The 24,664-nt window shown below is 61.2% G+C and carries 21 protein-coding genes; 7 read left to right on the top strand and 14 right to left on the bottom strand.

Annotation, left to right across the window (positions count from 1 at the left end; all coding sequences use genetic code 11):
* Nucleotides 1-230 precede the first annotated feature (230 nt).
* Genes holA through leuS form a run of 3 tightly spaced genes read right to left on the bottom strand, consistent with a single transcriptional unit; the run spans nt 231 to nt 4,198 of the window.
* On the bottom strand, nt 231-1,232 hold the full coding sequence (holA, locus tag T9A_RS13275; protein WP_035249270.1) for a DNA polymerase III subunit delta: 1,002 nt from the start codon (nt 1,230-1,232) through the stop codon (nt 231-233).
* Nucleotides 1,232-1,741, bottom strand: coding sequence for an LPS-assembly lipoprotein LptE (locus T9A_RS13270; protein ID WP_052043006.1), 510 nt, complete (start codon nt 1,739-1,741; stop codon nt 1,232-1,234). The genes holA and T9A_RS13270 overlap by 1 nt, the downstream gene beginning before the upstream one ends.
* 9 nt (nt 1,742-1,750) lie before the next feature.
* Nucleotides 1,751-4,198 (bottom strand): leucine--tRNA ligase, encoded by a 2,448-nt coding sequence (gene leuS, locus T9A_RS13265; protein WP_035249267.1) that lies wholly within the window; start codon nt 4,196-4,198, stop codon nt 1,751-1,753.
* Between the two features lie 140 nt (nt 4,199-4,338).
* Here leuS and T9A_RS13260 point away from each other — a divergent pair, with 140 nt between their 5' ends.
* Complete coding sequence (locus T9A_RS13260; RefSeq protein WP_035249265.1) at nt 4,339-4,953, top strand: YdcF family protein; 615 nt, start codon at nt 4,339-4,341, stop codon at nt 4,951-4,953.
* An 80-nt stretch (nt 4,954-5,033) separates the two neighbouring features.
* On the opposite strand, the gene T9A_RS13255 is transcribed toward T9A_RS13260, so the two are convergent.
* The 6 genes from T9A_RS13255 to lnt all read right to left on the bottom strand — a co-directional run bounded on the left by T9A_RS13255 (nt 5,034) and on the right by lnt (nt 12,707).
* Entirely contained in the window at nt 5,034-6,779 is a 1,746-nt protein-coding gene (locus T9A_RS13255) for a SulP family inorganic anion transporter (protein WP_035249262.1), read from the bottom strand.
* A gap of 2 nt (nt 6,780-6,781) precedes the next feature.
* Nucleotides 6,782-7,210 (bottom strand): protein tyrosine phosphatase family protein, encoded by a 429-nt coding sequence (locus tag T9A_RS13250; RefSeq protein ID WP_035249261.1) that lies wholly within the window; start codon nt 7,208-7,210, stop codon nt 6,782-6,784.
* 37 nt (nt 7,211-7,247) lie between these two features.
* Nucleotides 7,248-8,996: a SulP family inorganic anion transporter gene (locus T9A_RS13245; protein WP_035249260.1), complete on the bottom strand. Its 1,749-nt coding sequence runs from the start codon at nt 8,994-8,996 to the stop codon at nt 7,248-7,250.
* Between the two features lie 26 nt (nt 8,997-9,022).
* A complete protein-coding gene (locus tag T9A_RS13240) occupies nt 9,023-10,246 on the bottom strand; it encodes an NAD(P)/FAD-dependent oxidoreductase (RefSeq protein ID WP_232222115.1) in 1,224 nt (407 codons plus the stop codon).
* A gap of 12 nt (nt 10,247-10,258) precedes the next feature.
* On the bottom strand, nt 10,259-11,125 hold the full coding sequence (locus T9A_RS13235) for an MBL fold metallo-hydrolase (RefSeq protein ID WP_035249258.1): 867 nt from the start codon (nt 11,123-11,125) through the stop codon (nt 10,259-10,261).
* A gap of 94 nt (nt 11,126-11,219) precedes the next feature.
* Nucleotides 11,220-12,707, bottom strand: coding sequence for an apolipoprotein N-acyltransferase (gene lnt, locus T9A_RS13230; RefSeq protein ID WP_035249255.1), 1,488 nt, complete (start codon nt 12,705-12,707; stop codon nt 11,220-11,222).
* Between the two features lie 306 nt (nt 12,708-13,013).
* On the opposite strand from lnt, the gene T9A_RS13225 reads away from it, so the two are divergent.
* A complete protein-coding gene (locus T9A_RS13225) occupies nt 13,014-14,387 on the top strand; it encodes a B-box zinc finger protein (RefSeq protein WP_156964904.1) in 1,374 nt (457 codons plus the stop codon).
* 364 nt (nt 14,388-14,751) lie between these two features.
* On the opposite strand, the gene T9A_RS13220 is transcribed toward T9A_RS13225, so the two are convergent.
* From T9A_RS13220 to T9A_RS13205, 4 genes are read right to left on the bottom strand one after another with little or no spacing between them, the layout of a single operon-like run.
* Nucleotides 14,752-16,134: a rhomboid family intramembrane serine protease gene (locus T9A_RS13220; protein ID WP_035249252.1), complete on the bottom strand. Its 1,383-nt coding sequence runs from the start codon at nt 16,132-16,134 to the stop codon at nt 14,752-14,754.
* Nucleotides 16,106-16,987 (bottom strand): CorC family transporter, encoded by an 882-nt coding sequence (locus T9A_RS13215; protein ID WP_035249251.1) that lies wholly within the window; start codon nt 16,985-16,987, stop codon nt 16,106-16,108. The genes T9A_RS13220 and T9A_RS13215 overlap by 29 nt, the downstream gene beginning before the upstream one ends.
* The gene (gene ybeY, locus T9A_RS13210; protein WP_035249248.1) at nt 16,987-17,496 is read right to left on the bottom strand and encodes an rRNA maturation RNase YbeY; all 510 of its coding nucleotides are present in this window, start codon (nt 17,494-17,496) and stop codon (nt 16,987-16,989) included. The genes T9A_RS13215 and ybeY overlap by 1 nt, the downstream gene beginning before the upstream one ends.
* Nucleotides 17,468-18,472 carry a PhoH family protein gene (locus T9A_RS13205; protein WP_035249247.1) on the bottom strand — a complete coding sequence of 335 codons (1,005 nt, stop codon included), beginning with the start codon at nt 18,470-18,472 and terminating at the stop codon, nt 17,468-17,470. The genes ybeY and T9A_RS13205 overlap by 29 nt, the downstream gene beginning before the upstream one ends.
* Nucleotides 18,473-18,769: 297 nt before the next feature.
* Here T9A_RS13205 and T9A_RS13200 point away from each other — a divergent pair, with 297 nt between their 5' ends.
* From T9A_RS13200 to T9A_RS13190, 3 genes are all read left to right on the top strand, one after another.
* The gene (locus tag T9A_RS13200) at nt 18,770-20,770 is read left to right on the top strand and encodes an NHL repeat-containing protein (RefSeq protein WP_052043004.1); all 2,001 of its coding nucleotides are present in this window, start codon (nt 18,770-18,772) and stop codon (nt 20,768-20,770) included.
* A gap of 130 nt (nt 20,771-20,900) precedes the next feature.
* Entirely contained in the window at nt 20,901-21,455 is a 555-nt protein-coding gene (locus tag T9A_RS13195) for an RNA polymerase sigma factor (protein ID WP_035249242.1), read from the top strand.
* Nucleotides 21,452-22,141 (top strand): anti-sigma factor, encoded by a 690-nt coding sequence (locus T9A_RS13190; RefSeq protein ID WP_035249240.1) that lies wholly within the window; start codon nt 21,452-21,454, stop codon nt 22,139-22,141. Before T9A_RS13195 ends, T9A_RS13190 begins: the two co-directional genes overlap by 4 nt.
* Before the next feature lie 31 nt (nt 22,142-22,172).
* Here T9A_RS13190 and miaB read toward each other — a convergent pair whose 3' ends face one another.
* Nucleotides 22,173-23,510 carry a tRNA (N6-isopentenyl adenosine(37)-C2)-methylthiotransferase MiaB gene (miaB, locus tag T9A_RS13185; protein WP_035249239.1) on the bottom strand — a complete coding sequence of 446 codons (1,338 nt, stop codon included), beginning with the start codon at nt 23,508-23,510 and terminating at the stop codon, nt 22,173-22,175.
* Nucleotides 23,511-23,601: 91 nt separating this feature from the next.
* On the opposite strand from miaB, the gene T9A_RS13180 reads away from it, so the two are divergent.
* Both T9A_RS13180 and T9A_RS13175 read left to right on the top strand, forming a co-directional pair.
* A complete protein-coding gene (locus T9A_RS13180; protein ID WP_035249237.1) occupies nt 23,602-24,168 on the top strand; it encodes an SCO family protein in 567 nt (188 codons plus the stop codon).
* A complete protein-coding gene (locus tag T9A_RS13175; RefSeq protein WP_035249235.1) occupies nt 24,149-24,595 on the top strand; it encodes a copper chaperone PCu(A)C in 447 nt (148 codons plus the stop codon). Before T9A_RS13180 ends, T9A_RS13175 begins: the two co-directional genes overlap by 20 nt.
* The last annotated feature ends 69 nt before the right edge of the window (nt 24,596-24,664 follow it).

Raw genomic sequence — 24,664 nt, 5'->3', positions numbered from 1 at the left:
GAACCGCGCTTGCGCGGAAATCGCCTGCCGGGCGATCAGGAATCTCAGAGCTCGACAGGTTTCAGAAAAGAATGCAGTAACCCATGTGTCTCTTACCTCGCTGCGCTCTCGGTTCGTCCCTCAAGAGGAACTCCTACAGATAGGCCCTCAGCCTGGCAGCGCGGAGTCCTGTGGCAACTCATGAGGCACAGGGCCTTCATCGCGTTGTAGCTCGAAGCTAGTAGCTGTATTTACCGTTCCATGCTGCGCGGTAGCGGATGCCCTGCAAGACGCAGCGCCAGGGAGGTGATGTATTGCCAGGGATCGCCCTTGGCCATGCCCTTGACGCACTGGTCGGCGCGGATGGCGCTGGCCTGGGCGGCTTTTAGATGTTGCGGGTTGAGGCGCTGAGCCTGGGCCTGCATGGCGCGTACCCGCTGGGGAGGCAATCGGGGTGGTGGGCCGCCGCTAAGCATGCCGTCGAGGATGCGGATGTCGCGGCTCAGGGCCCATAGCAACACCGGTGGCTCCACGCCTTCAGCGCGCAGGGTCTGGATGATGTGCAGCACCCGCTGGGCGTTGCCCTGGGCAGTGGCTTCGGTGAGGTCGAAGGGCGAGTAGCGGCTGGAATCGCCCACTGCCTGTTGCACGTCTTCCGGTCCCACCTGGCCGTCTTCTACCAGCAGGGTGAGCTTGTCCACTTCCTGGGCGGCGGCCAGCAGGTTGCCTTCGCTGCGTTCGATCAGCAGGGCGAGGGCGTCTTCGCTGGCACTCAGTCCGCGGCTGGCCAGACGATCCTGCAGCCAGTTGCGCAGGCCGGCACCTTCCACCGGCCAGACTTCGATCACCGCACCGACTTCGTCCAGGGCTTTCACCCAGGCGCTGTTCCAGTCCTTGCGGCGATCCAGCCTGGAGCAGCGGATCAGCAGCAGCGTGTCATCGCCGGGGCTGGCCAGAACATCACGGAGGATCTGGCTGCCGGCCTTGTCCGGTCGCTTGTCGTTGAGCACCAGTTCGAGAATCCGGCGGCCACCAAACAGGCTCATGCTCTGGGATTCGTTGAGCAGGGCGTTCCAGTCGATGCCGGTGTCGGAGGAGAAGCGGTGACGTTCGTCAAAGCCCTGATCGCGGGCAGCGCGGCGCAGGTCGTCGAGGAGCTCGCCCTGTTGCAGGGGCTCATCGCCGGCCACCAGATAGGCGGGCAGCAGTCGGTCGGCCAAGTGTTTGCCAAGCTGCTCCGGACGCAGGCGCATCAGTAGGTCTCCCAGCCCTCGGAGGCAGCGGCAATCTGGTTGATCAGCCGGTAGGCCATGTCCAGGAACAGGTCGTCACGGACCAATTGCTCCTCGTCGGAAGAGGCGGTGGCGTTTTCCGGGTACCAGGGCAGGTTGCGCAAGGTCATCATGCGCGTTGGCGTGGTCAGCAGGGCGCCGCTTTTGCGGTCCTTGATGTGCCAGCGCAAGGTGTAGCGCAGTTCGATTTCCGCCTGGCGACCCTGGGCATCCACCGCCGAGGTGCGGCGCATCCAGTCTTCGTCATCGATCACCAGGATATAGGGCGCCTGGTTATGTACCAGCACGCCCTGGTCTTCCAGCTCGTCTTCCAGGGTGTAGCGCAGTTCCGTGGAGGCACCGCTTACCGTCAGGGTTTCCATGGACGGAGTGCTGGTGGTGCCGCGCAGTTGCCAGCCGCAGGCGCTGAGGACAAGCCCCAGCACCAGCAGCAGGGTCAGACGGGATGTGGCGCGCAAGCTGGATGTCATAACCGCCTCTCAGTTGGCAACGATGTTGACCAGTTTACCCGGCACAACAATCACCTTGCGGATGGTTTTGCCGTCGGTGAACTTCTGCACATTGGGTTCCGCCCTGGCCAGGCTTTCCACGGTGTCCTTGTCGGCGTTGGCGGGCACCTCGAGCTTGGCGCGCACCTTGCCATTGACCTGTACCACCAGTTCGAGACTGTCCTTCACCAGTGCGCTTTCGTCCACCTGAGGCCAGGCGGCGTTCAGTGCCGCTTCGTCGTGACCCAGGGCCTGCCACAGGCTGTGGGACGCATGGGGGGTGATTGGCGACAGCAGCAATACGGCGGTTTCCAGGGCTTCCTGGCGCACGGCGCCGGCCTGATCGCCCTGACTGTCAAAGCGGCTCACCTCGTTGATCAGTTCCATCACAGCGGCGATGGCGGTATTGAAGGTGTGGCGGCGACCGAAGTCATCGCTGACCTTCTGGATGGTTTCGTGGGTCTTGCGACGCAGGGCTTTGCCGGCATCGTCCAGAGAGGCCGGATCCAGCGTGCCCGCCTTGCCCGCTTCCACATGTTCGGCCACCAGCCGCCACAGGCGCTTGAGGAAGCGGAACGCCCCTTCCACACCGGAATCGTTCCACTCCAGGGATTGCTCCGGCGGCGCCGCAAACATCATGAAGAGGCGCACGGTGTCGGCACCGTATTCCTCGATCATTTCCTGCGGGTCCACAGTGTTGCCCTTAGACTTGGACATCTTGGCGCCGTCTTTCAGCACCATGCCCTGACACAGCAGTTGCTTGAAGGGCTCGTCGGATTCCACCAGGCCGGTGTCGCGCAGCAGCTTGTGGAAGAAGCGCGAGTAGAGCAGGTGCAGGATGGCGTGTTCAATGCCGCCCACGTATTGATCCACCGGCAGCCAGTAGTTGGCGGCCGCCGGGTCCAGCATGGCCTGATCGTTCTGCGGACAGCAGTAACGGGCGTAGTACCAGCTGGATTCCATGAAGGTGTCGAAGGTGTCGGTTTCGCGCAGGGCGGGCTGGCCGTCAAAGGTGGTTTTGGCCCATTCCGGGTCGGCCTTGATGGGGCTTTTCACGCCGTCCATTTCCACCTCGGTGGGCAGCACCACCGGCAATTGGTCTTCCGGGGTGGGGTGCAGTTCACCGTCTTCGGTTTCCACCATGGGAATGGGAGCGCCCCAGTAGCGCTGCCGGGAGACGCCCCAGTCGCGCAGGCGGTAATTCACCTTCTTCTCGCCCAGGTTGCGTTCGCTCAGCCAGGTGGCGATGGCGTCGAAGGCGTCGGCGGAGGTCTTGCCGGTGAATTCCCCGGAGTTCACCAGCTTGCCCTTTTCGGTGAAGGCTTCGCTGTCCAGGTCAATGGCTTCACCATTGGCAGGCTCAATCACCTGGTTGATGGGCAGGCCATATTTCTTCGCAAATTCGTAATCGCGCTGGTCATGGGCGGGGACCGCCATGACGGCACCGGTGCCATAGCTCATCAGCACGAAGTTGGCCACCCAGACCGGTACCTGCTCGCCGCTGATCGGGTGGGTCGCGGTGAGGCCGGTGTAGATGCCTTTCTTTTCCATGGTGGCCATATCGGCTTCGGCCACCTTGTTGTGCAGGCACTCTTCCACAAAGTCCGCCACTTCGTGGTTGGCGGCAGCGGCTTTCTTCGCCAGCGGATGCGCTGCTGCCACGGCCACGTAGCTCACGCCCATGAGGGTGTCCGGGCGGGTGGTGTAGACGCGCAGAGGCGCTTCGCCCTGAATGGCGAACTCCATTTCCACTCCTTCGGAGCGGCCGATCCAGTTGCGCTGCATGGTCTTGACCTGTTCCGGCCAGCCATCCAGTTGATCCAGATCTGTCAGCAATTCATCGGCGTAGTCGGTGATCTTGATGAACCACTGGGGAATCTCTTTCTGTTCCACCAGGGCGCCGGAGCGCCAGCCGCGGCCGTCAATCACCTGCTCGTTGGCCAGTACGGTCTGATCGATCGGGTCCCAGTTCACCGTGGACATCTTGCGATACACCAGGCCTTTCTCGTAGAGCTTGGTGAAGAACCACTGTTCCCAGCGATAGTATTCCGGGGTGCAGGTGGCCAGCTCACGATCCCAGTCGTAGCCGAAGCCCAGGCGCTGCAGTTGCCCGCGCATGTAGTCGATGTTCTCGAAGGTCCACTTGGCCGGGGCCACCTTGTTCTTGATGGCGGCGTTCTCGGCGGGCAGGCCGAAGGCGTCCCAGCCCATGGGCTGCAGCACATTCTTGCCTTGCATCCGCTGGTAGCGGCTGATCACATCGCCGATGCTGTAGTTGCGCACGTGGCCCATGTGTAGCCGCCCGGACGGGTAGGGGAACATGCTCAGGCAATAGAATTTTTCCTTGCCGGCCTCTTCGGTGACCTTGAAGCTTTGGTTATCCTCCCAGTACTGCTGGGCTTGGGCTTCGACTTGATCGGGGCGATACTGTGCGTCCATCGGCTCTCTACTGATCAAAAAAACTTACGGGAACATCGCGGTTGCGAAGGGGACATAGGATACATGAGCTCAGCCCGGATTTCTCACTGGTCTGCACCGCGAAAGTGTTGGCTGAATAATCACCGCAAACGGGAGTGCCGATGGCGTTGACCTACCTGGTGCTGCTGGTGCTGGTGGGGGGAACCCTGCCGGCAGTGGTCCGCAGCCTGTTGCCGCCCCTGCCGCGACGCAATACCGGTATTACTCCCCAGGCGGTGGTGGTACTGGGTGCCGGACGGCGCCAACGTGATGGCCAGTTTTCCCTGACCACCCGTGGCCTGCGGCGGTTGCAGCTGGCCGCGGAAATGGCCCATGAGCATAGTTTGCCGCTGGTAGTCAGTGGCGGCATCAGCACCACTCCCCATGCGGATAACGAGCCTTCCGAAGCACAGTTGATGGCGGAACTGGTGCGCCGACGCTGGCCGACCATGACGGTGCTGGAGGAAGGGAAAAGCCGTAATACCTGGGAAAATGCCGTGTACAGCGGTGAGCTGCTGGGTCAGCGTAGCATCGACGAGATCATCCTGGTCAGCGATCGGGCTCACCTGCCGCGGGCTCTACTGTGTTTTCAGAGCCAGGGGGTGCTGGCCCAGGCTGCCTGGCGCAAGCGGTTGCCAAAGCAGGAGTGGGTGCCCTCCGCCGGGGCGTTATCCATGGTGCCGGAGATCTGGTACGAATGGCTGGCGCTGGTGTGGTATCACCTGCGGTATTTGTAGGAGATGCTGGGCGCCCGACGCCGGACGCAAAAAATCGCAAAACGCTTGATGCTCTCAGAGCACGTTTAAACTGATTCGCGTCAGGCGTCAGGATCCTGCTCTTGCAGACTGTCCGGCGCCAGTACTTCCATGGCCTGGTAGTGGCTCAGATAGACCCTGCCGGTCAGCACCTTCGGAAAGTCGGTTTTTACCAGCACGTCCATTACCGGCCCCTTCACATTGGACAGGTTCAGGGTCACTCCGGCGTTTTTCAATCGTTCGTTCAGGCTTTCCAGACTTTCCATGGCGCTGGCATCCAGGTGATTGATGCCGGAGCAGTGCAGCACCACATGCTGAATCTGAGGGTGCGCCTGGGCCTCGTCGTAGATACGGTCCTCCAGGGTGCGGGCATTGCCGAAATAGAGGGATTCGTCCACCCGGATGGACAGCACTTCCTCGGTGAGTTCAACGCTATGGCGATCCATGTTGCGAAAATGATGGGTGCCGGGAATGCGGCCCAGCTCGGCCACATGGGGCTGGCTGGTGCGCCACAGGAACAGGGCCACGGAAAGCACCACCCCCAGCAATAAGCCACTCTGCACATTGATCAGCAGCACCCCGGCCAGGGTGGCAGCCATGGCCAGGGCGTCCGGGCGACTGAATGCCCACAGGTGTTTCAATTCCGACAGATTGATCAGTGGCAGGATGCCGACCACGATGATGGCGGCCAGGGATGCCAGTGGCAGGTAATGGAACCAACCGGTGAAAAACAGGGCCACCAGAGCGATGCCGATACCGGTCAGCAGGCCGGCCATGGGCGTGCGTGCACCGGCGTCGTAATTCACCGTGGTGCGGGAAAAGCTGCCGGTCACGGCGAACGCGCCGGACAGGCCGCTACCGATGTTGGCCAGCCCCAGCCCCATCAATTCCCGGTTGGCGTCCACGCGCTGACGACGTTTGGCCGCCAGGGCCTGGGCCAGGGAAATGGATTCCACAAAACCGATCAGCGCCAGTAATGCCGCCGGGGTGATCAGGCTTTGCCAGTGTTCGCGGCCCAGCCCGGGCAGGGTGAATTGGGGCAGCCCCGCGGGGATCGCCCCGACCACGGCAAGGCCACGGCTATCCAGCGACAGGGACACGGTGAGCAGGGTGGTGACCAGTACGGCCAGAATCGGTCCGCACTTGCTGATAAAGGCCACCAGCCAGCCGGGCAGTCGCGTGGCCTTGAGGGGGGTGGCCAGGTATTTCGGGATCAGCAGGCAGGCAATGGCGATCAGGCTGATGGCCAGTGTCAGCCAGTGAGTCTGCGGCAGCTGTTGCGCCAGGGTCTGTGCCAGTGTCACCAGCTCTTCGCCGGAGGCGTCGATGCGCAACAGGTGCTTGAGCTGACTGGCGGCAATGAGAATGGCACAGCCACTGATGAAGCCGGTGATCACCGGGTGGCTGAGCAGGTTGGTGAGCCAGCCCAGCCGCAATATGGCCATGGCCACCAGAAACAGCCCGGACAGCAGCCCCATGCCGATGGCAGCCTGGATGAACAGTTGCGGATCGCCCTGGGCCAAGGTGCCGGCGGCGGACGCGGTGATCAGTGAAGTGAGGGCGGCGGGGCCCACGGACAGGGTACGGCTGGTGCCGAACAGGGCGTAGAGAATCAGCGGCAGGATGCTGGCATAGAGGCCGGTTTCCGGCGGCATGCCGGCGAGCATGGCGTAGGCCAGACCCTGGGGAACCAGCAGGATGGTGACGATGATGGCAGCCAGGGTGTCCCCGGCCGCCTGCTCGCGGTTGTAGCTGGCGAGCCAGTCACTGGCCGGCAGCCAGCGAAACCGGCGGCCGGCATCGGCCATGCTTACTGGCCCCGGCGCTGGTCTAGTCGGTCGGCAAGCTGGCTCAGATCATAGCCGGCCTGCTCGGCGGTGGCCAGGATGCTGGCGTTATCCTGCTCGTCCGCCTGGGTCAGGGCCCACAGGGTGGTGCAGCGAGTGCCGGTGCGGCAGAAGGCCAGTACCGGTTGCTCTGCCAGAGAAACGATGGCGTCAAAACCGTCGATGTCCACGTCGCTGATGTTATTGCCGACCACCGGTTGATGGGCATATTCAAGGCCAGCGGCTTCTGCCGCGGCGGCCAGCTCGGCGCTGCTGGGTTGGTCTTCGCTTTCGCCATCGGGGCGGTTGTTGAGGACGGTCTTGAACCCGGCCTTGGCCAGCTCGGCCATATCCTCAGGCTGTAGCTGCGGTGCCACAGACAGACTCTCGTTAAGGCGATTGATGGTAGCCATGAAAACTCCTTGCGAATGAACGCTCAGCTTAACCGTGTCAGACAGGGCTGCAAGGGGGAGCGGGATTTTCCTCAATGCTTTCCGGTGCCAGTGTGCGAACGGCCTGATATTGGGTGAGGAATATCTGACCGGTCAGTAATGCCGGCAGGGCGGTGTGTTGCAACTGGTCCATGACCGGCCCCTTGATTTCGGAAAGGTGCAGCCGGATACCGGCATCATCCAGACGTTGGTTCAGGCTCAACAGGCTATCCACGGCACTGGCATCCAGGTGATTGATGGCGGTGCCCATCAGTACCACGTGTTCTGTTTGCGGACGCAGCAGTGCAGCATCGTAGATACGGTCTTCCAGGCCCCGGGCATTGGCAAAATACAGGGATTCATCGATACGCATGCTCAGCACACGGGGAGACACCCGTACCTGGTGACGCTGCACATTGCGGAAATGTTCGGTGCCGGGAACCTGGCCCACTTCGGCGACATGGGGCTGGTTGGTGCGCCATAGATAGAGCGCCAGGGAGGTGACCACCCCGGCCAGTACACCGGCTTCCACGCCCCAGCCCAGTACTCCGACCATGGTGATGGCCATGGCGGTGAAATCCAGTCGGGAGAAATGCCAGGTGTGTTTCAGCGCCGGCAGGTCCACCAGCGATAGCACAGCGACCACAATGGTGGCGGCCAGGGTTGCCTTGGGCAGGTAGGTGAAAGCGCCGGTCAAAAACAGCGCGGTGAGGGCAATGCCTATGGCGGTGAATACGCCGGCCATGGGGGTCTGTGCGCCGGCATCGAAATTCACCACGGAGCGGGAGAAGCCCCCGGTCACCGGAAAGCCACCGCTGAAGGCGCTGGCCAGGTTTGCGCCGCCCAGCCCCATCAGTTCCTGGTTGGCATTGATGCGCTGGCGACGTTTGGCCGCCAGGGTCTGGGCAACAGAGATGGATTCCACAAAGCCGATCAGGCTGATCAGCAGAGCGGGCAGCAGTAGTGCCTGCCAGAGGTCAGCGTCAAATACGGGTAATGACAGTGAGGGCAGGCCTTCGGGAATGTGACCGACAATGGCCATGCCGCCGCTATCCAGTTCCAGCAAGGCCACGGCCAGGGTGGATCCCAGTACGGCGATGACTGGCCCTGCTTTACTCACCAGGTCGGACCAGAATGCATTGAAGCCGAGTTTTTGCAGCAGCGGCTTGAGCGCCTTGCGTACCCAGAACAGGAAGGTTGTAACCAGCGTGCCGAGCACCACTGTGGGCCAATGGGTTTCAGGAAAATGCTGTGCCAGGGAGTGGCCAAGCTCTACCAGGTTGTGGCCCGACAGGGGGATTCCCAGCAGATGCTTGAGCTGACTGGCGGCAATCAGCAGGCCGGAGGCACTGATAAAGCCGCTCACCACAGGGTGCGATAACAGATTGGCAATCCAGCCCAGTCGAAGCAGAGCCATCACCAGAAGAATGGTGCCGGACAGAAAAGCCAGAATAATAGTGGCTGCCAGGTATTGTTGACTGCCGGCCGTGGCTACCTGACTGGCCGCAGCAACAGTCATCAGCGAGGCTACTGCCACCGGGCCCACCGCCAGGGTTCGGCTGGAACCGAGCAGGGCATAGACAACCAGTGGCAGGATACTGGCGTAGAGACCGACTTCCGGCGGCAGCCCGGCGAGCATGGCGTAGGCCAGGCTCTGGGGAATCAGCATGATGGTGACGATCACTGCTGCCACGCTATCCCGGGCAGCGGTCTCGCGGTTGTAGTGGGGCAGCCACTGGGCGGCGCCCAGCCAGGCAGGCAGTTTCATCTTGCCATCCCTTGTTGTGTCACGCGTCAGAGTTTGCCTGGCCTGGCCAGCCACTCATGGCCCTTTAGCATCAGCTCGAAGTAGATCTTTGGCATGGCATGACGTTTCAGCCACCACATACTCCGGCGCGGTACGGTGGGATCGAGCGGGAAGCTGGGTTGCAGTTTGCCCTGATAGCCAAATTCGGCCAGCACGACCTTGCCTTTTTCCACGGTCAGCGGGCAGGCGCCATAGCCTTCATAGCGAGCTGTCGGCGCACGATTTTCCAGCACGGCGCAGAGGTTCTCGGCCACCACCGGCGCCTGCTTTCGCACGGCGGCGGCGGTTTTGGCATTGCTGGCCCCGCAGGCATCGCCCAGGCTGAATACATTGGCAAAACGGGGGTGCTGCAGGGTGGCTTCGTCCACGGCGACCCAGCCGGCCTCGTTGGCCAGCTCGCTGTCGCGCACAAACTGTGGGGCCCGTTGCGGCGGTACCACATGCAGCATGTCGAAGGGCTCGGTGTGGTCGGTGCTGGTGCCATCGCCATTGGTACGCCGGAAGGTGGCTTCGCGGGCCGGGCCATCCACGGCGATCAGGGTGCTATTGAAATTCAGATTGGCGTTGTAGCGCTTCACATATTCCATCAGTGGCGGCACAAAATCCGCCACGCCGAACAGTACGGCGCCGGCATTATGGAACTGCACATCAATGTTGCCCAGGGTGCCGGTTTCTTCCCAGTGGTGGCAGGACAGGTACATGGCTTTCTGCGGCGCGCCGGCACACTTGATAGGCATGGGCGGTTGGGTGAACAGAGCTCGGCCACGCTGCAGGTTTCGCACGCATTCCCAAGTATAGGACGCCAGTTCAAAGAGATAGTTGCTGGTAACGCCGTGCTTGCCAAGGCTGCTTTCCAGGCCCTCGATGGCGCCCAGGTTCAGCTCCAGTCCCGGCGCAACCACCAGAAACTGGTAATTCAGTGACTGGCCGTCTTCCAGAGTTACCCGGTTGTGCGTCGGCTCCATTTCAGTCACCCGGCTGCGCAACCACTTGGCACCGTTTGGGATCAGCTTGCTGGTGGCTTTGCAGGTATTGGCCGGGTTGAAACAGCCGCCACCCACCAGGGTCCAGGCGGGCTGATAGAAGTGGCGGTCGCTGGGCTCCACGATGGCCACGGACAGGTGCGGCTTGCGCTTGAGGATACTGGCTGCCACCGCAATGCCGGCGGCACCGCCGCCGATCACCACTACGTCCCACAGAGTCGGTGTCATGGTCATCGCCTCTTACAGTGCGTTCAGCGGAATTTTCAGGTAGCTAATGCCATTGTCTTCCTCGGGAGGAAGGTGGCCGGCGCGCATATTGATCTGCACCGAAGGCAGAATCAGTCGCGGCATATCCAGGGTGGCATCGCGTTTTTCGCGCATGCTGACGAACTCCTGCTCGGAAACGCCTTCGTGCACGTGGATATTGTGGCGACGCTGATCGCCCACGGTGGTTTCCCACTGGTATTCGCTGCGGCTTTCCGGCAGATAGTCGTGGCAGAGGAACATGCGGGTGTCGTCCGGCAGGGCCAGCAGCTTTTGCACGGACTGGTACAGGGTGCGGGCATCACCGCCGGGGAAGTCGCAGCGGGCGGTGCCATAATCCGGCATGAACAGGGTGTCGCCGACAAACACCGCATCGCCGATCACATGGCTCATGCAGGCCGGGGTATGCCCCGGAGTGTGAATGGCCCGCGCCTCAATGTTGCCGACCTTGTAGGTGTCGCCATCGGCAAACAGATGATCGAACTGACGGCCGTCACGAGCGAACTCGGTGCCGGCGTTGAAGACCTTGCCGAAGGTGTCCTGCACGGTGCGTATATGCTCGCCGATGGCCAGCTTGCCGCCCACCTGTTGCTGGATCCAGGGTGCGGCGGAAAGATGATCCGCATGCACATGGGTTTCCAGCAACCAGTCTACGGTGAGGCCTTCCTGTTTGACGTAGGCCACAATCTGGCTGGCACTGTCATGGCGGGTACGTCCAGCTTTGGGATCGTAGTCCAGCACAGAGTCCACAATGGCGCATTGCCGGGTTTGCGGGTCTGTCACCACATAGCTGACGGTGTTGGTGTCGTTGTCGAAAAAGGCTTTGACGGTTGGACGAGACATGGCTTGTTCCCTCCTGTGACTGGGCAGCGTTCATGCACAGTTATAGAAGGGAATTCAAGCAAAGTCAAATTAGTAATAAGCTTATACCATAAAGTTATATATGGGGGTGTTTCTTCTTCCTTCCCAGCATGGCGGACAGCAACAACAGCCCCGAGAGCACCAGCCAGGGCCAGACGCCCAAGGCCATGAATGGCGTGATGCCGGTACGTGGCTGGTAATGGCTGTAAAGCACATCACGCTCGAACTGGGGCAGGGCGTCCACGATCCGGCCCTGGTGGTCGATAACGGCGGTGACGCCATTGTTGGTGCCGCGCAGCAGCCAGCGACCGGTTTCCAGCGCCCGTAAACGGGCCATCTGGAAATGCTGGACCGGGCCAGCGGAGGTGCCGAACCAGGCATCATTGCTGATGGTCACCAGCACATCGGCATCATGGCTGCGGCTGGCCACCAGTTGCGGGTAGAGAATCTCGTAGCAGATAAAGGGCGCCACGGTATGGCCCAGCACCTGCAGGTTGGGCTGACTGGGATCCCCTGGCGTAAAGCCGGACATGGGCAAGTCGAAGAAAGGGATCAGGCCGCGAATCAGCGATTGCATGGGAACGTATTCGCCAAAGGGCACCAGTTTCTGCTTGTGGTAGACCCGCTCGCTGTCGTTCTCACTGTCGCGAAGTGGAATGGCCGCGATGCTGTTGCGATAGGTAATGCCCGCGTCGCTGACGCTGCGCCAGGGAATGCCGGTAATCAGGGCGCCGTTACGGTCTGCCAGTTGGTTACCTTCATCCTCGATGAAATCGGTAATGGTCTGGTAGAACTCGGTCATGGCCGACTCCGGCCACAGCACCAGGGTGTCGGCGGGAATCTCCCGGGTCAGCTCGTGATAGATACGGCGAGTCTCGCCGCGCATGGAAATCTGCCACTTCAGGTCCTGGGGAATATTGCCCTGCACCAACGCCACTTTCTGTTCCGGGCCGTTGGCATGGGTAAACGTGAGGAAATGGCTGGCAATGGCGGTGAGCAGAACAAGTACCGAGAGGCCGGCGGCAACCCAGCGCAGCGGGCCCGGCTGGCGAAGCTGAATCAGGGTGGCGCTGAGCAGTACCGTGGCGAGGGTCAGCAGCCAGACCCCGCCCAGAGGCGCCAGGCTGGCCAGGGGGGTATCAATCAGTGCGTACCCGGCATACAGCCAGGGGAAACCAGTGAGCAGCCAGCCGCGCAGCCAGTCCAGCAGCAGCCAGATACCGGCGAACACCAGTGCCGAGCGCCCCAGTCGCCAGCTCAGGGAAAACGTCAGGCCGTAGAACAGAGCCAGAAAGGCGGCGAACATCGCCGTAAAGGGAATCGCCATCCACAATGGCATGTAGCCATAGTCGTGCATGGAGACATGCACCCAGGACACGCCGAATCCGAACATGCCCAGGCCATAGAGCCAGCCGCGCAGGAAGGCTTCCTTGCCGGAGCCGGCCTGCTGCTGACACCAGAAGCCGGCGGCCACGCTGACAAACAGCAGCGGCCACAGGTCATAGGGCGCGAAGGCAAGGGGGAAAAGCAGGCCGGCAATCAGGGCCAGCAGACGGTGGCGCATGGAATTCCTCGTTTCATGATGGCGGCCAGGCCGCTGGGCGGTTACCGCTAGAGTCTGTGCAATAATACGAATAAAGTAGCAAGCAAAATCAATTAACGGCTTTGCTCTACGGGCCGTGTTCGGGGTGAGTTGAAAGTTCAAAGTTTAAAGTTGAAAAGCGCGGGACAGGCCATGGAAGCGGCAAAGGCCGTACCCGCGCTGTTCCTTCAAAAGAGTGCGGCGCGGGCCTGACGTTGTTCGAGTGGCTACGACTCAATCCGCGCCTTTCAACTTTGAACTTTCAACTGAAAGCTTGGGGGCATCATAGTGAATCGCTATTGCAAGTACCATCCGGGGGCGGAAGCGCTATGGTATTGCAGCCATGATGGGCTGTATCTGTGTCAGCAATGTGTGGATGGCCGTAATGACAGCCTGATCGAGGCCCGTTGCCTGCTCTGCAACCAGGAACTGGAAAGCAGTGAGCAGGGACAGGGTGGCCCTCTGTGGCGGCAACTGGATCGTTACCTTCGCTACCCGTTTGCCCCTGTGCTGTTACCGCTGCTGGTGCTGTGGGCGTTGTTGGCGTCGCTGGTGCCGCCCTTGCCGGTAATGGTGCCGGTGGTGTTGCTGGCAGGGCTGCCGACCTGGGGCTTTGCCCGGGCAGTGATGACCTTGCGCAGCCACCCAGGCAAAGCCCGGAAAAGTAACGCTCCCGGCTGGGATTGCCTGTCTGATATGGGGGGCTGGAAGGCGGCGCTGTTGCAGGCTTTGCCGGTCCTGCTGGTGATGGTACCGGCCGGGTTTGTGCTGATGGTGTCGGTGCCGGCGGGGTTGCTGATTGGTGCTGTCGGCCTGTTGCTGGTGCCGGCTTTCTGGCTCGCCATTCAGGCCCAGGGGGCGGAGCCCGGCTCCTATGCGGCGGCACTGACCTATATCTTCTCCGCACCGCGTGATTATGCGGTGGCTGCGCTTCTGGCATCGGTGGGGTGGTTGTTGGGCGTGGCGCTGGTTGCCGTGGCCGTGGATGTGATGCCGCTACCCCTTGCCCAGGGACTGGCCGGGGCGTTGGCGGCAGTCTGGTGGCTGGCCCTGGCCTGCCTGTGCGGCGATATCCTGGCCCGTCATGGCCGTCTTTGGGGACTGGATCAGGGAGGCAAGAAAGTGACCACGTCGCTGGAAGAGCGGCGCCAGCGGATCCAGCTCTGTGCCGGGCGCTTTGACAAGGTGCTGCTGAGCACGGCCAAAACCCTGAAGAGCAAAAAGGCCACCGTGGCGGACTGGCAACGTTATGACCGGCTGCTGGATATTACCGGCCGGGACGATGAGCGCCGCTCCGCCGCGCCCACCTATCTGGAAATGCTGGTGGTATCCGACGCCTGGACCGAGGCGCTGGCGTTGCTGGCCCGTCAGCGAGACGTGGAGCCAACCTGGCTGCCCGCATCGCCCTCCCTGCGTCTGGCTCTGGCCCGGGGTATCCACGAACAGGAGCCGAAAATAGCCGTAGGGCTGCTCAAGGACCTGCATGATCGGCACCCGGATTTCAGCGAATTAGGCGACGCCTATCTGTTGCTGGCAAAGATTCTCGCCGAGCAATTCGGACTGGCCGGCAAGGCGGAACAGTACCTGCGATTTGTGGAAAGCCAGTGCCGGGATGCGAAACTGCGCAAGCAGGTGGCGGACTACCGGGCCGCGTGGGGGTAGGGGCGAGCTACGCTCGTGGGATAGAGAAAGGTCCGAAAGTTCCTCAACCTCCGAGCTTTCTTCGAAGCCGCTGTAGGAGTACCTCTTGAGGTGCGAACCTTGCGGAGCAAGGAAATCGACCGCAGGGAGATCAGGCATTTCAGACCTCGAGAGGTTTCAGAAAGAACGGCTGACGCCCCCCTCTGTTGCCTCGCTACGCTCGGTTCGCCATGCAAGCATAGCTCCTACATAAAGGAGAAACCCTCGCCAAGGCTCGAATCGCGCCGCCAGCGACGCTCCTACAGATCGGATTGTTGCGTTAAACGCGGGCAGGGCGTTATTCGACCAGCATGGCCCAGTCCGCGTTACAACTTGGGGCTCGCCGCTACACTTCCAGCGCCTTGGCCCGGTGACCCAAACCTTCCCGATGGAGTGCATCGCGCAGGGCCTGCAGGGCAGGCTTGCGAGTGTCGTGGTGATCCAGACTGACGGCCAGTGTTTCTGCCTGGGCAAATTCACCGGCCCGGGTCAGGGTGGTTACCAGATGCCAACCAACGGAAGAGGGTAATTTGGCGCCTTGCTGCTGGCGGAACTGCTGCCAGCAACCGACAACTTGTTGGGCTTGTCCCTTTTCGCTGGCCGGGTGGGCAAACAGGCGATGGGCGATGTCGATCCAGCCGTTGCTGTCCTGGTTCATGCGGCGGGCATTGAAGAGGCCGGTCAGGGCATCAAAGTGATCCGGCTGCCGGTCCAGTACTTGCTGAAAGGCGTCGCTGGCAGCGTCCGCCTGCAGCTGGGCGAGGGCATCCCAGCCCCATTGCAGCGCCTGTTGATCCTGTGGATCCGCAGGCGTGGCTGTTTCGGTGTTCACGGACGGCTCCGCCGGGCGCATGAGCTGGATCAGCAGGGTGCCACCGACCAGGGCCAGTACGCCGGCGGCCAGATTGGCTATGGCTGGCTGGGCTTGCCAGGCCAGTAACCCCAGTAGTACCAGCGGCATTGCCGCCAGGGCCGGGGTGGGCAGGGATATGGATGTCCTTGCCTTGCCGGGTAACCAGACCGGCAGGGAAGTGCGCCAGCCCTGCAAGCCGAGGAAGGCTCCATACCAGACCATGAGCGGTGCGACGGCGCCATGAAACGGCAGCTGACCGCTGCGAGCCACCAGCAGGTAGCCGGCACCGGCCAGCAGGCAGCCCAGCAGCCACAGGGTCAGTACCCGGCCATGGCCAAGCTGACGCTCCAGGGGGAATGCCATTGGCACCAGCAGAAACACGGTGAGAGCGGTTAGCCACAGGGAGCCACCTGCAAAGGGGGAGGTAAAGAAACGGGCCGGGCGGGGGCTGCTGTCTGGTAGCCCCCAGCGGTACAAGTTGCTGGCGGCGAGTTGATCCTGTGTTTGCTGGCGCAGGGCTTTCCACTTTTCTATCTGGGTTGCTGACCAGAAGTCCCGGGCGCGCAGGTCACTGTCTTTGACGAAGCTGGGCGACAGCAGCGCCGCGCTGTAAGCGTGGCTATCGCCGCTGGCGAGCTGCTGTTCCAGCTGGCCAGCCAGTTCGCCACGCCCGTTAAAGCGTAGCCAGGACAGGTAGTTGTCCCATTCCAGGGTTTTCAGACCACTGTCCACGTACCAGCCAAGTACCGGCTGGGGCGCGTTCGCCGGGTTGAGCAAGGCGCCAAGCAACAGGGCAACGGCAATCACGGCCGTCACCCACGGTGCTTTTAACAGGGCGGAGATGGTGTCAGCTTTCGACCTCTGTGGCAGTGGCATCCTGGTTTTCCCCCGGCGGTGTAACCCGCAGCAATCTTATTGTTCTGCCGTCGGCGCTGAGCACGGTGAAGAGATAGCCATCCAGTTCCACGCTTTCATCGCGGCCGGGTAAGCGGCCGAACTTCTGCATCACCAGCCCGCCGATGGTGTCGAATTCCTCATCGCTGAACTGGCAGTGGAAGTGCTCGTTGAAATCATCGATGGGTGTCAGCGCCTTGACGGTGTACTCCTGATCATCCAGATCCTTGATCAGGTAGTCCTCTTCTTCTACGTCGTGTTCGTCTTCAATTTCCCCGACGATCTGTTCCAGCACATCTTCAATGGTGACCAGCCCGGCCACGCCGCCATATTCGTTGACCACGATGGCCATGTGATTGCGGCTGATACGGAATTCGCGCAGCAGTGAGTCGAGCCGTTTGGACTCGGGTACCACCATAGCAGAGCGGATATGATCCTTGATGGCGAAACGGTCCATGCGGGCCGGATCGAGGATTAACGGTAGCAGGTCCTTGGCCAGCAGGATGCCGATCACTTCATCCGGGTCGTCGCCCAGTACCGGGAAACGGGAGTGGGCACAGTCGATAATGGTGGGCAGGAAATCCCGTGGGTCGGAGCTGGCCTTGATGCTGACCATCTGGGAGCGCGGAATCATGATCTCGCGTACCTGCATGTCGGCGACACAGACGGCGCCTTCGATAATTCCCAGGGTGTCCCCGTCGATAATGTGGGAATCGCGCATGGAGCGCATCAGGTCCAGCAGTTCACTCCGGTCGCCGGGCGTGGAGGAGAAAAACTGGCCGACACGCTCCAACCAACTTCGGCTGGTACCGTTATCCGAATAGTCGTCCGACATCAGGGGTGAAGCTCCATATTGGTGTGTGGCTCAATGTTGTAAGGGTCGGCAAAACCCTGTTCGTTAAGGGCGCGGATTTCCATGGCTTCCATGATCTGCGCGTCCTCGTCATCAATGTGATCGTAGCCCAGCAGGTGCAGTACACCGTGGGTGACCATGTGTGCCCAGTGGGCTTGCAGGGTCTTGTTCTGTTCAGCGGCCTCCCGGCGTACCACCGGGGCACAGAGAATGATGTCGCCGAGCAGCGGCTCCATGGCATCTTCGGGAAGGCCTTCGGGCATCTCAAACGGGAAGGACAGCACATTGGTGGGCTTGTCCTTGTCGCGGTAGTCCCGGTTGAGGGTGCGGATTTCGTCTTCATCGACGATACGCAGGGTGATGTCGCCCACCACGCCGCCGGCTACCTGGGCAGCATGGCGTACCCAGTCGTATAACCGGGATTCGTCGGGAGCGTCCGGGGCGTCGCTGGCCCACTGGATATCAACGCTGGGTGTCGGTATCCCGTTCATGGCGGTCGTAGGCCTCTACAATACGTTGTACCAGCGGGTGGCGAACCACGTCGCGGCTGTCGAATAGGGTCACGCCGATCCCTTTTACGCCGTCCAGCACTTCCAGGGTATTCACCAGGCCGGAGCGTTGATGACGGGGCAGATCCACCTGGGTTACATCCCCGGTGATGACGGCGCGGGTCCCGAAACCGATGCGGGTGAGGAACATCTTCATCTGTTCCGGGGTGGTGTTCTGGGCTTCATCCAGAATCACGAAACTGTTGTTCAGGGTTCGCCCGCGCATGTAGGCCAGCGGTGCTACTTCAATCACCATGCGATCCATCAGCTTGGCCACGGTTTCAAAGCCGAGCATTTCGTAGAGGGCATCGTAGAGAGGGCGCAAATAGGGGTCGATTTTTTCTGCCAGGTCCCCGGGCAGAAAGCCCAGCTTTTCGCCAGCCTCAACCGCCGGACGTACCAGCAGGATCCGTTGAATTTCCGCTTTTTCCAGCGCATCCACGGCGCAGGCGACTGCCAGCCAGGTCTTGCCGGTGCCGGCCGGGCCGACGCCGAAATTGATATCGTGTTTGCGGATCTGTTTCACATACTCGCGCTGGTGGGCGCCACGGGGTTTGATACGAACCCGCTTGGTACGAACCACCACTTCATCACTGGGGAATGCCACGGTGTTGTCGATGCTTTTTGCAGCGGCATGGTCGGCCACGTTGGACTGTTGCAGCTGCAGATGCACCATTTCCGGGGTCAGGTCCGTGCCATCGCGGGTCTGATCATAAAGCTCATACAGGATTGACCCGGCGGCTTCCACGGAGGCGGATGGCCCTGCCAGATGAAACTGGTTACCACGATTGTGGATATCCACATGCAGGCGCTGGGCTATCTGCTTGATGTGCTCGTCCAGGTGGCCGCAGAGACTGGCCAGGCGACGGGAATCGTTGGGTTCGAGGCTGATGTGCTGGGAAGCGAGTGGTGTGTCCAAGATGGAAAACGTGGCCCCTCGGGCTGTTGCGGAGAATTTCAGAATACCCCGAAGCGTGTTTCCGGGGAAGAAAAATTACCCGCGCAGCCTAGCCCCGGAGGGTGGCGGGCCGCAAGCGTTGATGGCGGGGTGTCGGACAACCGGTAGGGCGGCGCGATTTCTGTGGCGGATACATTTCAAACGAGAATTATTACGCGCTGTTACATCCGTTTCTGTGCGGGGGCGGTATTCAGAAGTAGGACGCATTGTCCTGACTGACCGGCGGAAAGCCGGCATCGCTATCCAAGGAGAGATGAGATGAATGTGAATGGCAAAGGTTTGCTGTGGCTGTCGCCACTGGCCGTTGCGGTAACACTGGCAGCCTGTGGGGGTAATGGCAGTGACCGATCCCTGATCAATTCCCCTGGTGTGGCCCAGGGGCCGTCATTGCTGGTGATGCACAATGGCAGTGGTAATGCCGGTCAGATTGACCGCCTGAATGCTGACCTGGACGTGCAAGGCACGTTCAATGCCGATGCCAATGAGGGTATTGCGCTGGATCTGTTGGGCAATCTCTACGCCGCCAACGATAGTGCCGGGGCCCCCAGCACTGTACAGGTTCTGCACCAGCTGGCTGAGCGAACCGACGGTTCTGCGGCGGTGCCGACTCTGGACCGTAGTGTCGCGGCACCGGGGTCCATGACTCTCAAAGGGATTGCCATCGCCCATGAAGCCGGGCTGGTAATGGCAGCGAACATCGGCGGCAACAGTGTGGAAGTGTACGGTTCTGCAGCGGGAGAAAGTGCCACGCCCCTGGCCAGTACCGCCCTGTCGGGCAATGCCTGGGATCTGGCCTACGACGAAGCAGCGGACCGTTTGTTCCTGGCCATGACCAATGGCACCGTGATTGTGGTGGATGATTATGTCGCGGGCGGTTTCATGTCGACCCCAGCCCGGGTGATTACCCCGGATACGGCAGGCACCGTCTCCAATATGCATGGCATCGCCTATCGGGCTGACTCTGACACCCTGGTAGTCAGTGATGTGGGTGACGCTGCCGTGGCGGATGATGGCCGGCTGTATGTGATCAGCAATGCTTCCACGGCCAATGGCACGGTGACGCCTGTACGGACCCTGGCCGGCCCGGCGACCAAGCTGGGCAACCCGGTGGACCTGGTGCTGGACGGCAACACGGTTTACATCGCGGAAAAATCCAACGATGCCATTCTGGTGTACCGCAACGTGTTTTCCGGCGGTTCCGGGGACATTGCGCCGAACAAGGTCGTCGATAGTATCAAACCGGAATCCCTGGCCATTATTCTTGAGCCCGAGCTGCAACCGGACCTTTCCGATCTCGATACCACTGGCACCACCTTCACCGGCGTGGCGGTAACCAGTAATCCGCCGGCAGCCCCGGGCGACCCGGATGTGGTGGTACTGGACCTGGATCTGGGCGCCATGCAGCGCGGCTTTTCCACCAACCAGGATCGCGAAAGCCTGGCATTCAACCAGTTGGGCGATGCCTACATTACCTACGACTCCGGCCTGGCTGTGATCAACCGCCTGGCGACGGATCGCGATGGCGAGATGTTCTCTGTGAGCCGTGACCGGGTGATTGAAGGCGCGAGCACCGGGCTGATGGCACCGAAAGGCTTTGATGTGGCGGACTCGCTGGGCTGGGTGCTGGTCACCGATAACGGTAACTCGTCAGTGCGGGTGTTCGGCGCCCAGGCCGGTGGCGATGCCGCTCCTTTGTTCACGACCAGCCTGTCCGTGGCGCCCTGGGATCTGGATTACGACCCGGATTCCGATCAGCTCTTCGTGGCCCTCACCGATGGCACGGTAGCGGTCTTTGACAGCTACAGCACGGCGCGTGGCAGTGCCGGCCCCGACCGGGTGATTACCCCTGCCGAGGCGGGTGTAGCGTTTGCCGCTCCGACCAATCTGCACGGCATTGTCTATGTGGCGGAAACCGACCAGCTGATCCTGTCGGATGTGGGCAGCGGTGCGAATCCTACCGACGGCAAGCTGTATGTGCTGGACAACGGCTCAACCGCTGATGGCATCACCGATGTCACCGTGAATATCGATAACGGCGACAACAGTACGGTGGGCAACACCCAGCTCGGTAATCCGGTGGATATTGCCTTTGATGGCGAGCACCTCTATGTGGCGGAGAAATCCCAGGGCATGGTGCTGCGCTTTGACAATATCCTCGATTCTGCCGGTGGTGACGTAACGCCTTCGCAGACCTGGATGCAGTCGTCGCCGGAATCGGTGTCGCTGATTGCGGATTATCTTGGCCGCGCTCCGGAGTAAGCACGGGGGAGCACTTTTCCCGCTCCCTGTATCGGGCCGCTTCGGCGGCCCGGTTTTCCTCTTGTTGACACATTCTTCTCGTACTCTGGTGAATCATCTTCATTCTGCTTCTTACTGGATACGCAGGTTCATGGACGATTCACGCGCTGAGCTGGAAGAAGGCAATGTCCTGTTACGGGCATGTGCCAGTGGCGACCGGCAGGCTTTTCATCAGCTTTACCTCAACGAAGCTCCGCGCATGTTGGCGTTGGCGCGCCGATTTACCGGCGAGTCATCACTGGCTGAGGATGCCTTGCAGGATACTTTCATCCAGGTCTGGGAAAATGCCAGGCGCTTTCAGAGCCAGCGAGGCTGCGCGCGGACCTGGCTGTTTGGATTATTGCGATATCGCTTGATCAATCAACACCACCGTTCCCGACGTGATGCGTTCGAGCCCCTGCCAGGGGACCAATGGCCTGATTCGGGCCCCTCCCCAGAGCAATGCTCGGTGGAGGACGATCAACGACGTGCGATCATCAATTGCCTGCAAGGAATGCAGATGGATCGTCGTCGCCCCATTCTTATGGCGTTCTACCAGGGGTTTACCTACGAGCAGATTGCCGAAACCCTGGCCATTCCCCTGGGCACCATCAAGAGCCGGGTTCGATCCGGGTTGAAAGGGCTGCAGGAGTGTCTGCGACTATGATTCCGGAACAGCCTGAAGCACAGCGTCTGTTGGTTGCCGAGTATGTCCTCGGCCTGCATTCCCGTGAGCAGTCGGCAGAGATCGAGCAGTGGTTGGAACAGGACGACGACGCTGCGAGCCTGGCCAACCATTGGCGGGAGCATTGGTTGGGGGCGGCGGAGTTGCTGGAACCGGTACCGCTGCCGCCGCGACTATGGCGAGAGATTTCCCGGCGAACCGCCTCGGAGGACTCCCGTGGTCGATTCGACTGGCAATGGTTGTGGCAGAGCCTGACGCTCTGGAGAACCGTCAGTGTTGCCTTGTTGGTGGCGGTGGTGTTGCTGCTGGGGCCACTGCGGGTGCCGGCGCCGGTTTACACCGTGGTGCTGCAGGCACCGGGTGAGGCCGCCAGCCCGGGCTGGAGAGTGACCGTGTCTGCGCAGGGAGACTTGCAGCTGACGCCGCTGTCAGAGAGTGAGTATCCGGCGGATCGCAGTGTCCAGTTCTGGACCCTGTCGGACCCGGCACTGGGCCCCCGTTCCCTTGGGCTGGTGCAGCCGGGTGAGTCGTTGGTGTTACCGGCCAGCCGCGTGGGCGGTGTGGAGAGTGGCCAGCTGTTTGAACTGACGCTGGAGCCGCCGGGTGGCTCCCCGGCTGACCGACCCACCGGGCCGGTCCTGTTCATTGGCCGGGCGGTGGCGATTTAGGCCGCGCAGCAGGCAACGTTGCAACCTGGGGTCAGCCCGGGTTGCGCGGGTCGCTGCCGAGCAGAGAGTTGCTGTAGGCCTGGTCGATGGTGATGTCCACGAATTTGCCGATCAGGTCGGTATCATCGCTGCGGAAGTTAACCACCCGGTTGTTCTCCGTGCGGCCCTTGAGCTGGCCCGGGTCTTTCTTGGAGAAACCATCCACCAGAATTCTTTGGGTGCTGCCCACCATCTTGCGGGAAATGTCCTGCACGTTCTGGGTGATGCGCTGCTGCAGAATCGCCAGGCGCTGTTTCTTCACCTCCATGGGCACATCATCGGGCAGGTCCGCCGCCGGTGTGCCGGGGCGGGCGCTATAGATGAAGCTGAAGGACATGTCGAAGCCGATGTCGTGGATCAGATTCATGGTATCTTCGAAGTCCCGATCGGTTTCCCCGGGAAAGCCGATGATGAAATCGGAGCTGAAGGAAATGTCCGGGCGGATGCGCTTGAGCTTGCGCAACTTGCTCTTGTATTCCAGCACCATGTGGTTGCGCTTCATCATGGCAAGAATACGGTCCGAGCCGGATTGCACCGGCAGGTGCAGGTGGCTGACCAGTTCCGGTACATCCTCATAGACCTGAATCAGGGCGTCGGAAAACTCCACCGGGTGGCTGGTGGTGTAACGGATGCGATCGATACCGTCGATGTCGCGGATCAGCCGGATCAGGTCGGCCAGGTCCAGGGTGTCGCCGTCGGCGCCCACACCCCGGTAGGCATTCACGTTCTGGCCCAGCAGGTTCACCTCGCGCACGCCCATCTCAGCCAGGTGTTCCACTTCCTTCAGCACTGGCTGCACCGGGCGACTGACTTCCTCACCGCGGGTGTAGGGCACCACACAGAAGGTGCAGTACTTGGAGCAGCCTTCCATGATCGAGACAAAGGCACTGGGGCCGTCGACGCTGGGTTCCGGCAGGTTGTCGAACTTTTCCACTTCCGGAAAGGTCACATCGATGGCCAGTTTGCGGGTGGTGGCGGCCTGGGTAATCAGGCCGGGCAGGCGGTGCAGGGTCTGCGGGCCGAACACCACGTCCACGTAGGGGGCCCGGTCACGGATGGCATCGCCTTCCTGGCTGGCCACGCAGCCGCCTACCGCGATTACCATGTCCGGGTTGGCGTCCTTGAGCTTTTTCCAGCGGCCCAGCTGGTGGAAGACCTTTTCCTGGGCTTTTTCCCGGATCGAGCAGGTGTTGAGCAGCAATACGTCCGCTTCTTCCGGATTGTCGGTGGGCTCCAGGCCGTGGCTGGATTCGAGCAGGTCCACCATACGAGTGGAATCGTACTCGTTCATCTGGCAGCCGTGGGTCTGAATGAAAAGCTTGCGTGCCATGGGTTGCCTAACCGTTGAATAGAGGGAAAATGGGCGCGGCTGCAATTAGAGTCCGCTTAAATGGGCGCGGATTATACCAACCGGAGAGATCATGCGAAAACTGCCGTACATCCTGCCATTGCTTCTGGCCCTTCTGGTTGCCGGCTGTGGCAAGCAGGAAAGCGACTTACCAGTCAATACAAGGCTGGGTGGTGAGTTTACACTAACTGACCACAACGGCGAGCCTTTCAGCCAGGCACAGCTCAAGGGCAAGGTATCCATCCTGTTCTTCGGTTACACCCATTGTCCGGACATCTGCCCGGCGGTGCTGGCCCGGGTGGCCCAGGTTTATCGGCAGTTGCAAGAGGCCGGTGAAGCGGACCAGGTACAGCCTGTGTTTATTACCTTCGACCCGGAGCGGGATACAGCCGAGCACCTGAATGAGTATCTGCCCTGGTTCAAGGCGGACATCATCGGCCTGACCGGCAGCCTGGCGGAAATCCGCGAGGTGGCAACGCAATACGGGGTGGTGTTTATCAAGGATCAGGAGGAGCAGGATTACCTGTTCACTCACAGTGACTATATTTATCTATTGGACGACCAGGGTCGGGTGCGCAAACTCTACCCGGCGGATTTCACCATTGACGAGGTGGTAACTGATGCCAAGAGCCTGCTTTAAAACTCTGTTGGCAGGCGCGGTGCTGGCCCTTGCCGTGCCCGCCCATGCGGAGCTGACGTTTTCCGATCCCTGGTTACGCGCGGTACCGCCGGTGTCGCCGACCATGGCGGGCTATGTGACGTTGAACAATACTGGCGAGGATACCGTGACCATCACCGGTGTCAGTACTCCTGTTGCCGGCCACACCATGCTGCATGATGTGGAAACCGCCGCGGACGGCAGCCGCAGGATGGTGCACCTGCATCACCTGGAAATCCCTGCCGGAGACAGTGTGGTGCTGGCACCGGGGGACAAGCATTTGATGCTGATGAAGCTCACACAGGTCCCGGCTCCCGGTGACAAGGTGGATATCTGCTTTCATCTGAATGGCGGGCAGGACGCCTGCGCGGCGTTCCCGGTAAAACGGGCGTCCCAATCTGACGGTTGAACCCGGTTTCTTTTTGCGGATAATGCCATGCTTTATTCGTAGTCGTTGTATGGTTAAAACGGCTATAAA

The organism is Alcanivorax jadensis T9 (assembly GCF_000756655.1).
Classification (GTDB): domain Bacteria; phylum Pseudomonadota; class Gammaproteobacteria; order Pseudomonadales; family Alcanivoracaceae; genus Alcanivorax; species Alcanivorax jadensis.
The sequence above is the reverse complement of the archived record's forward strand: the minus strand, read 5'-3'. Positions and strand labels throughout refer to the sequence as shown.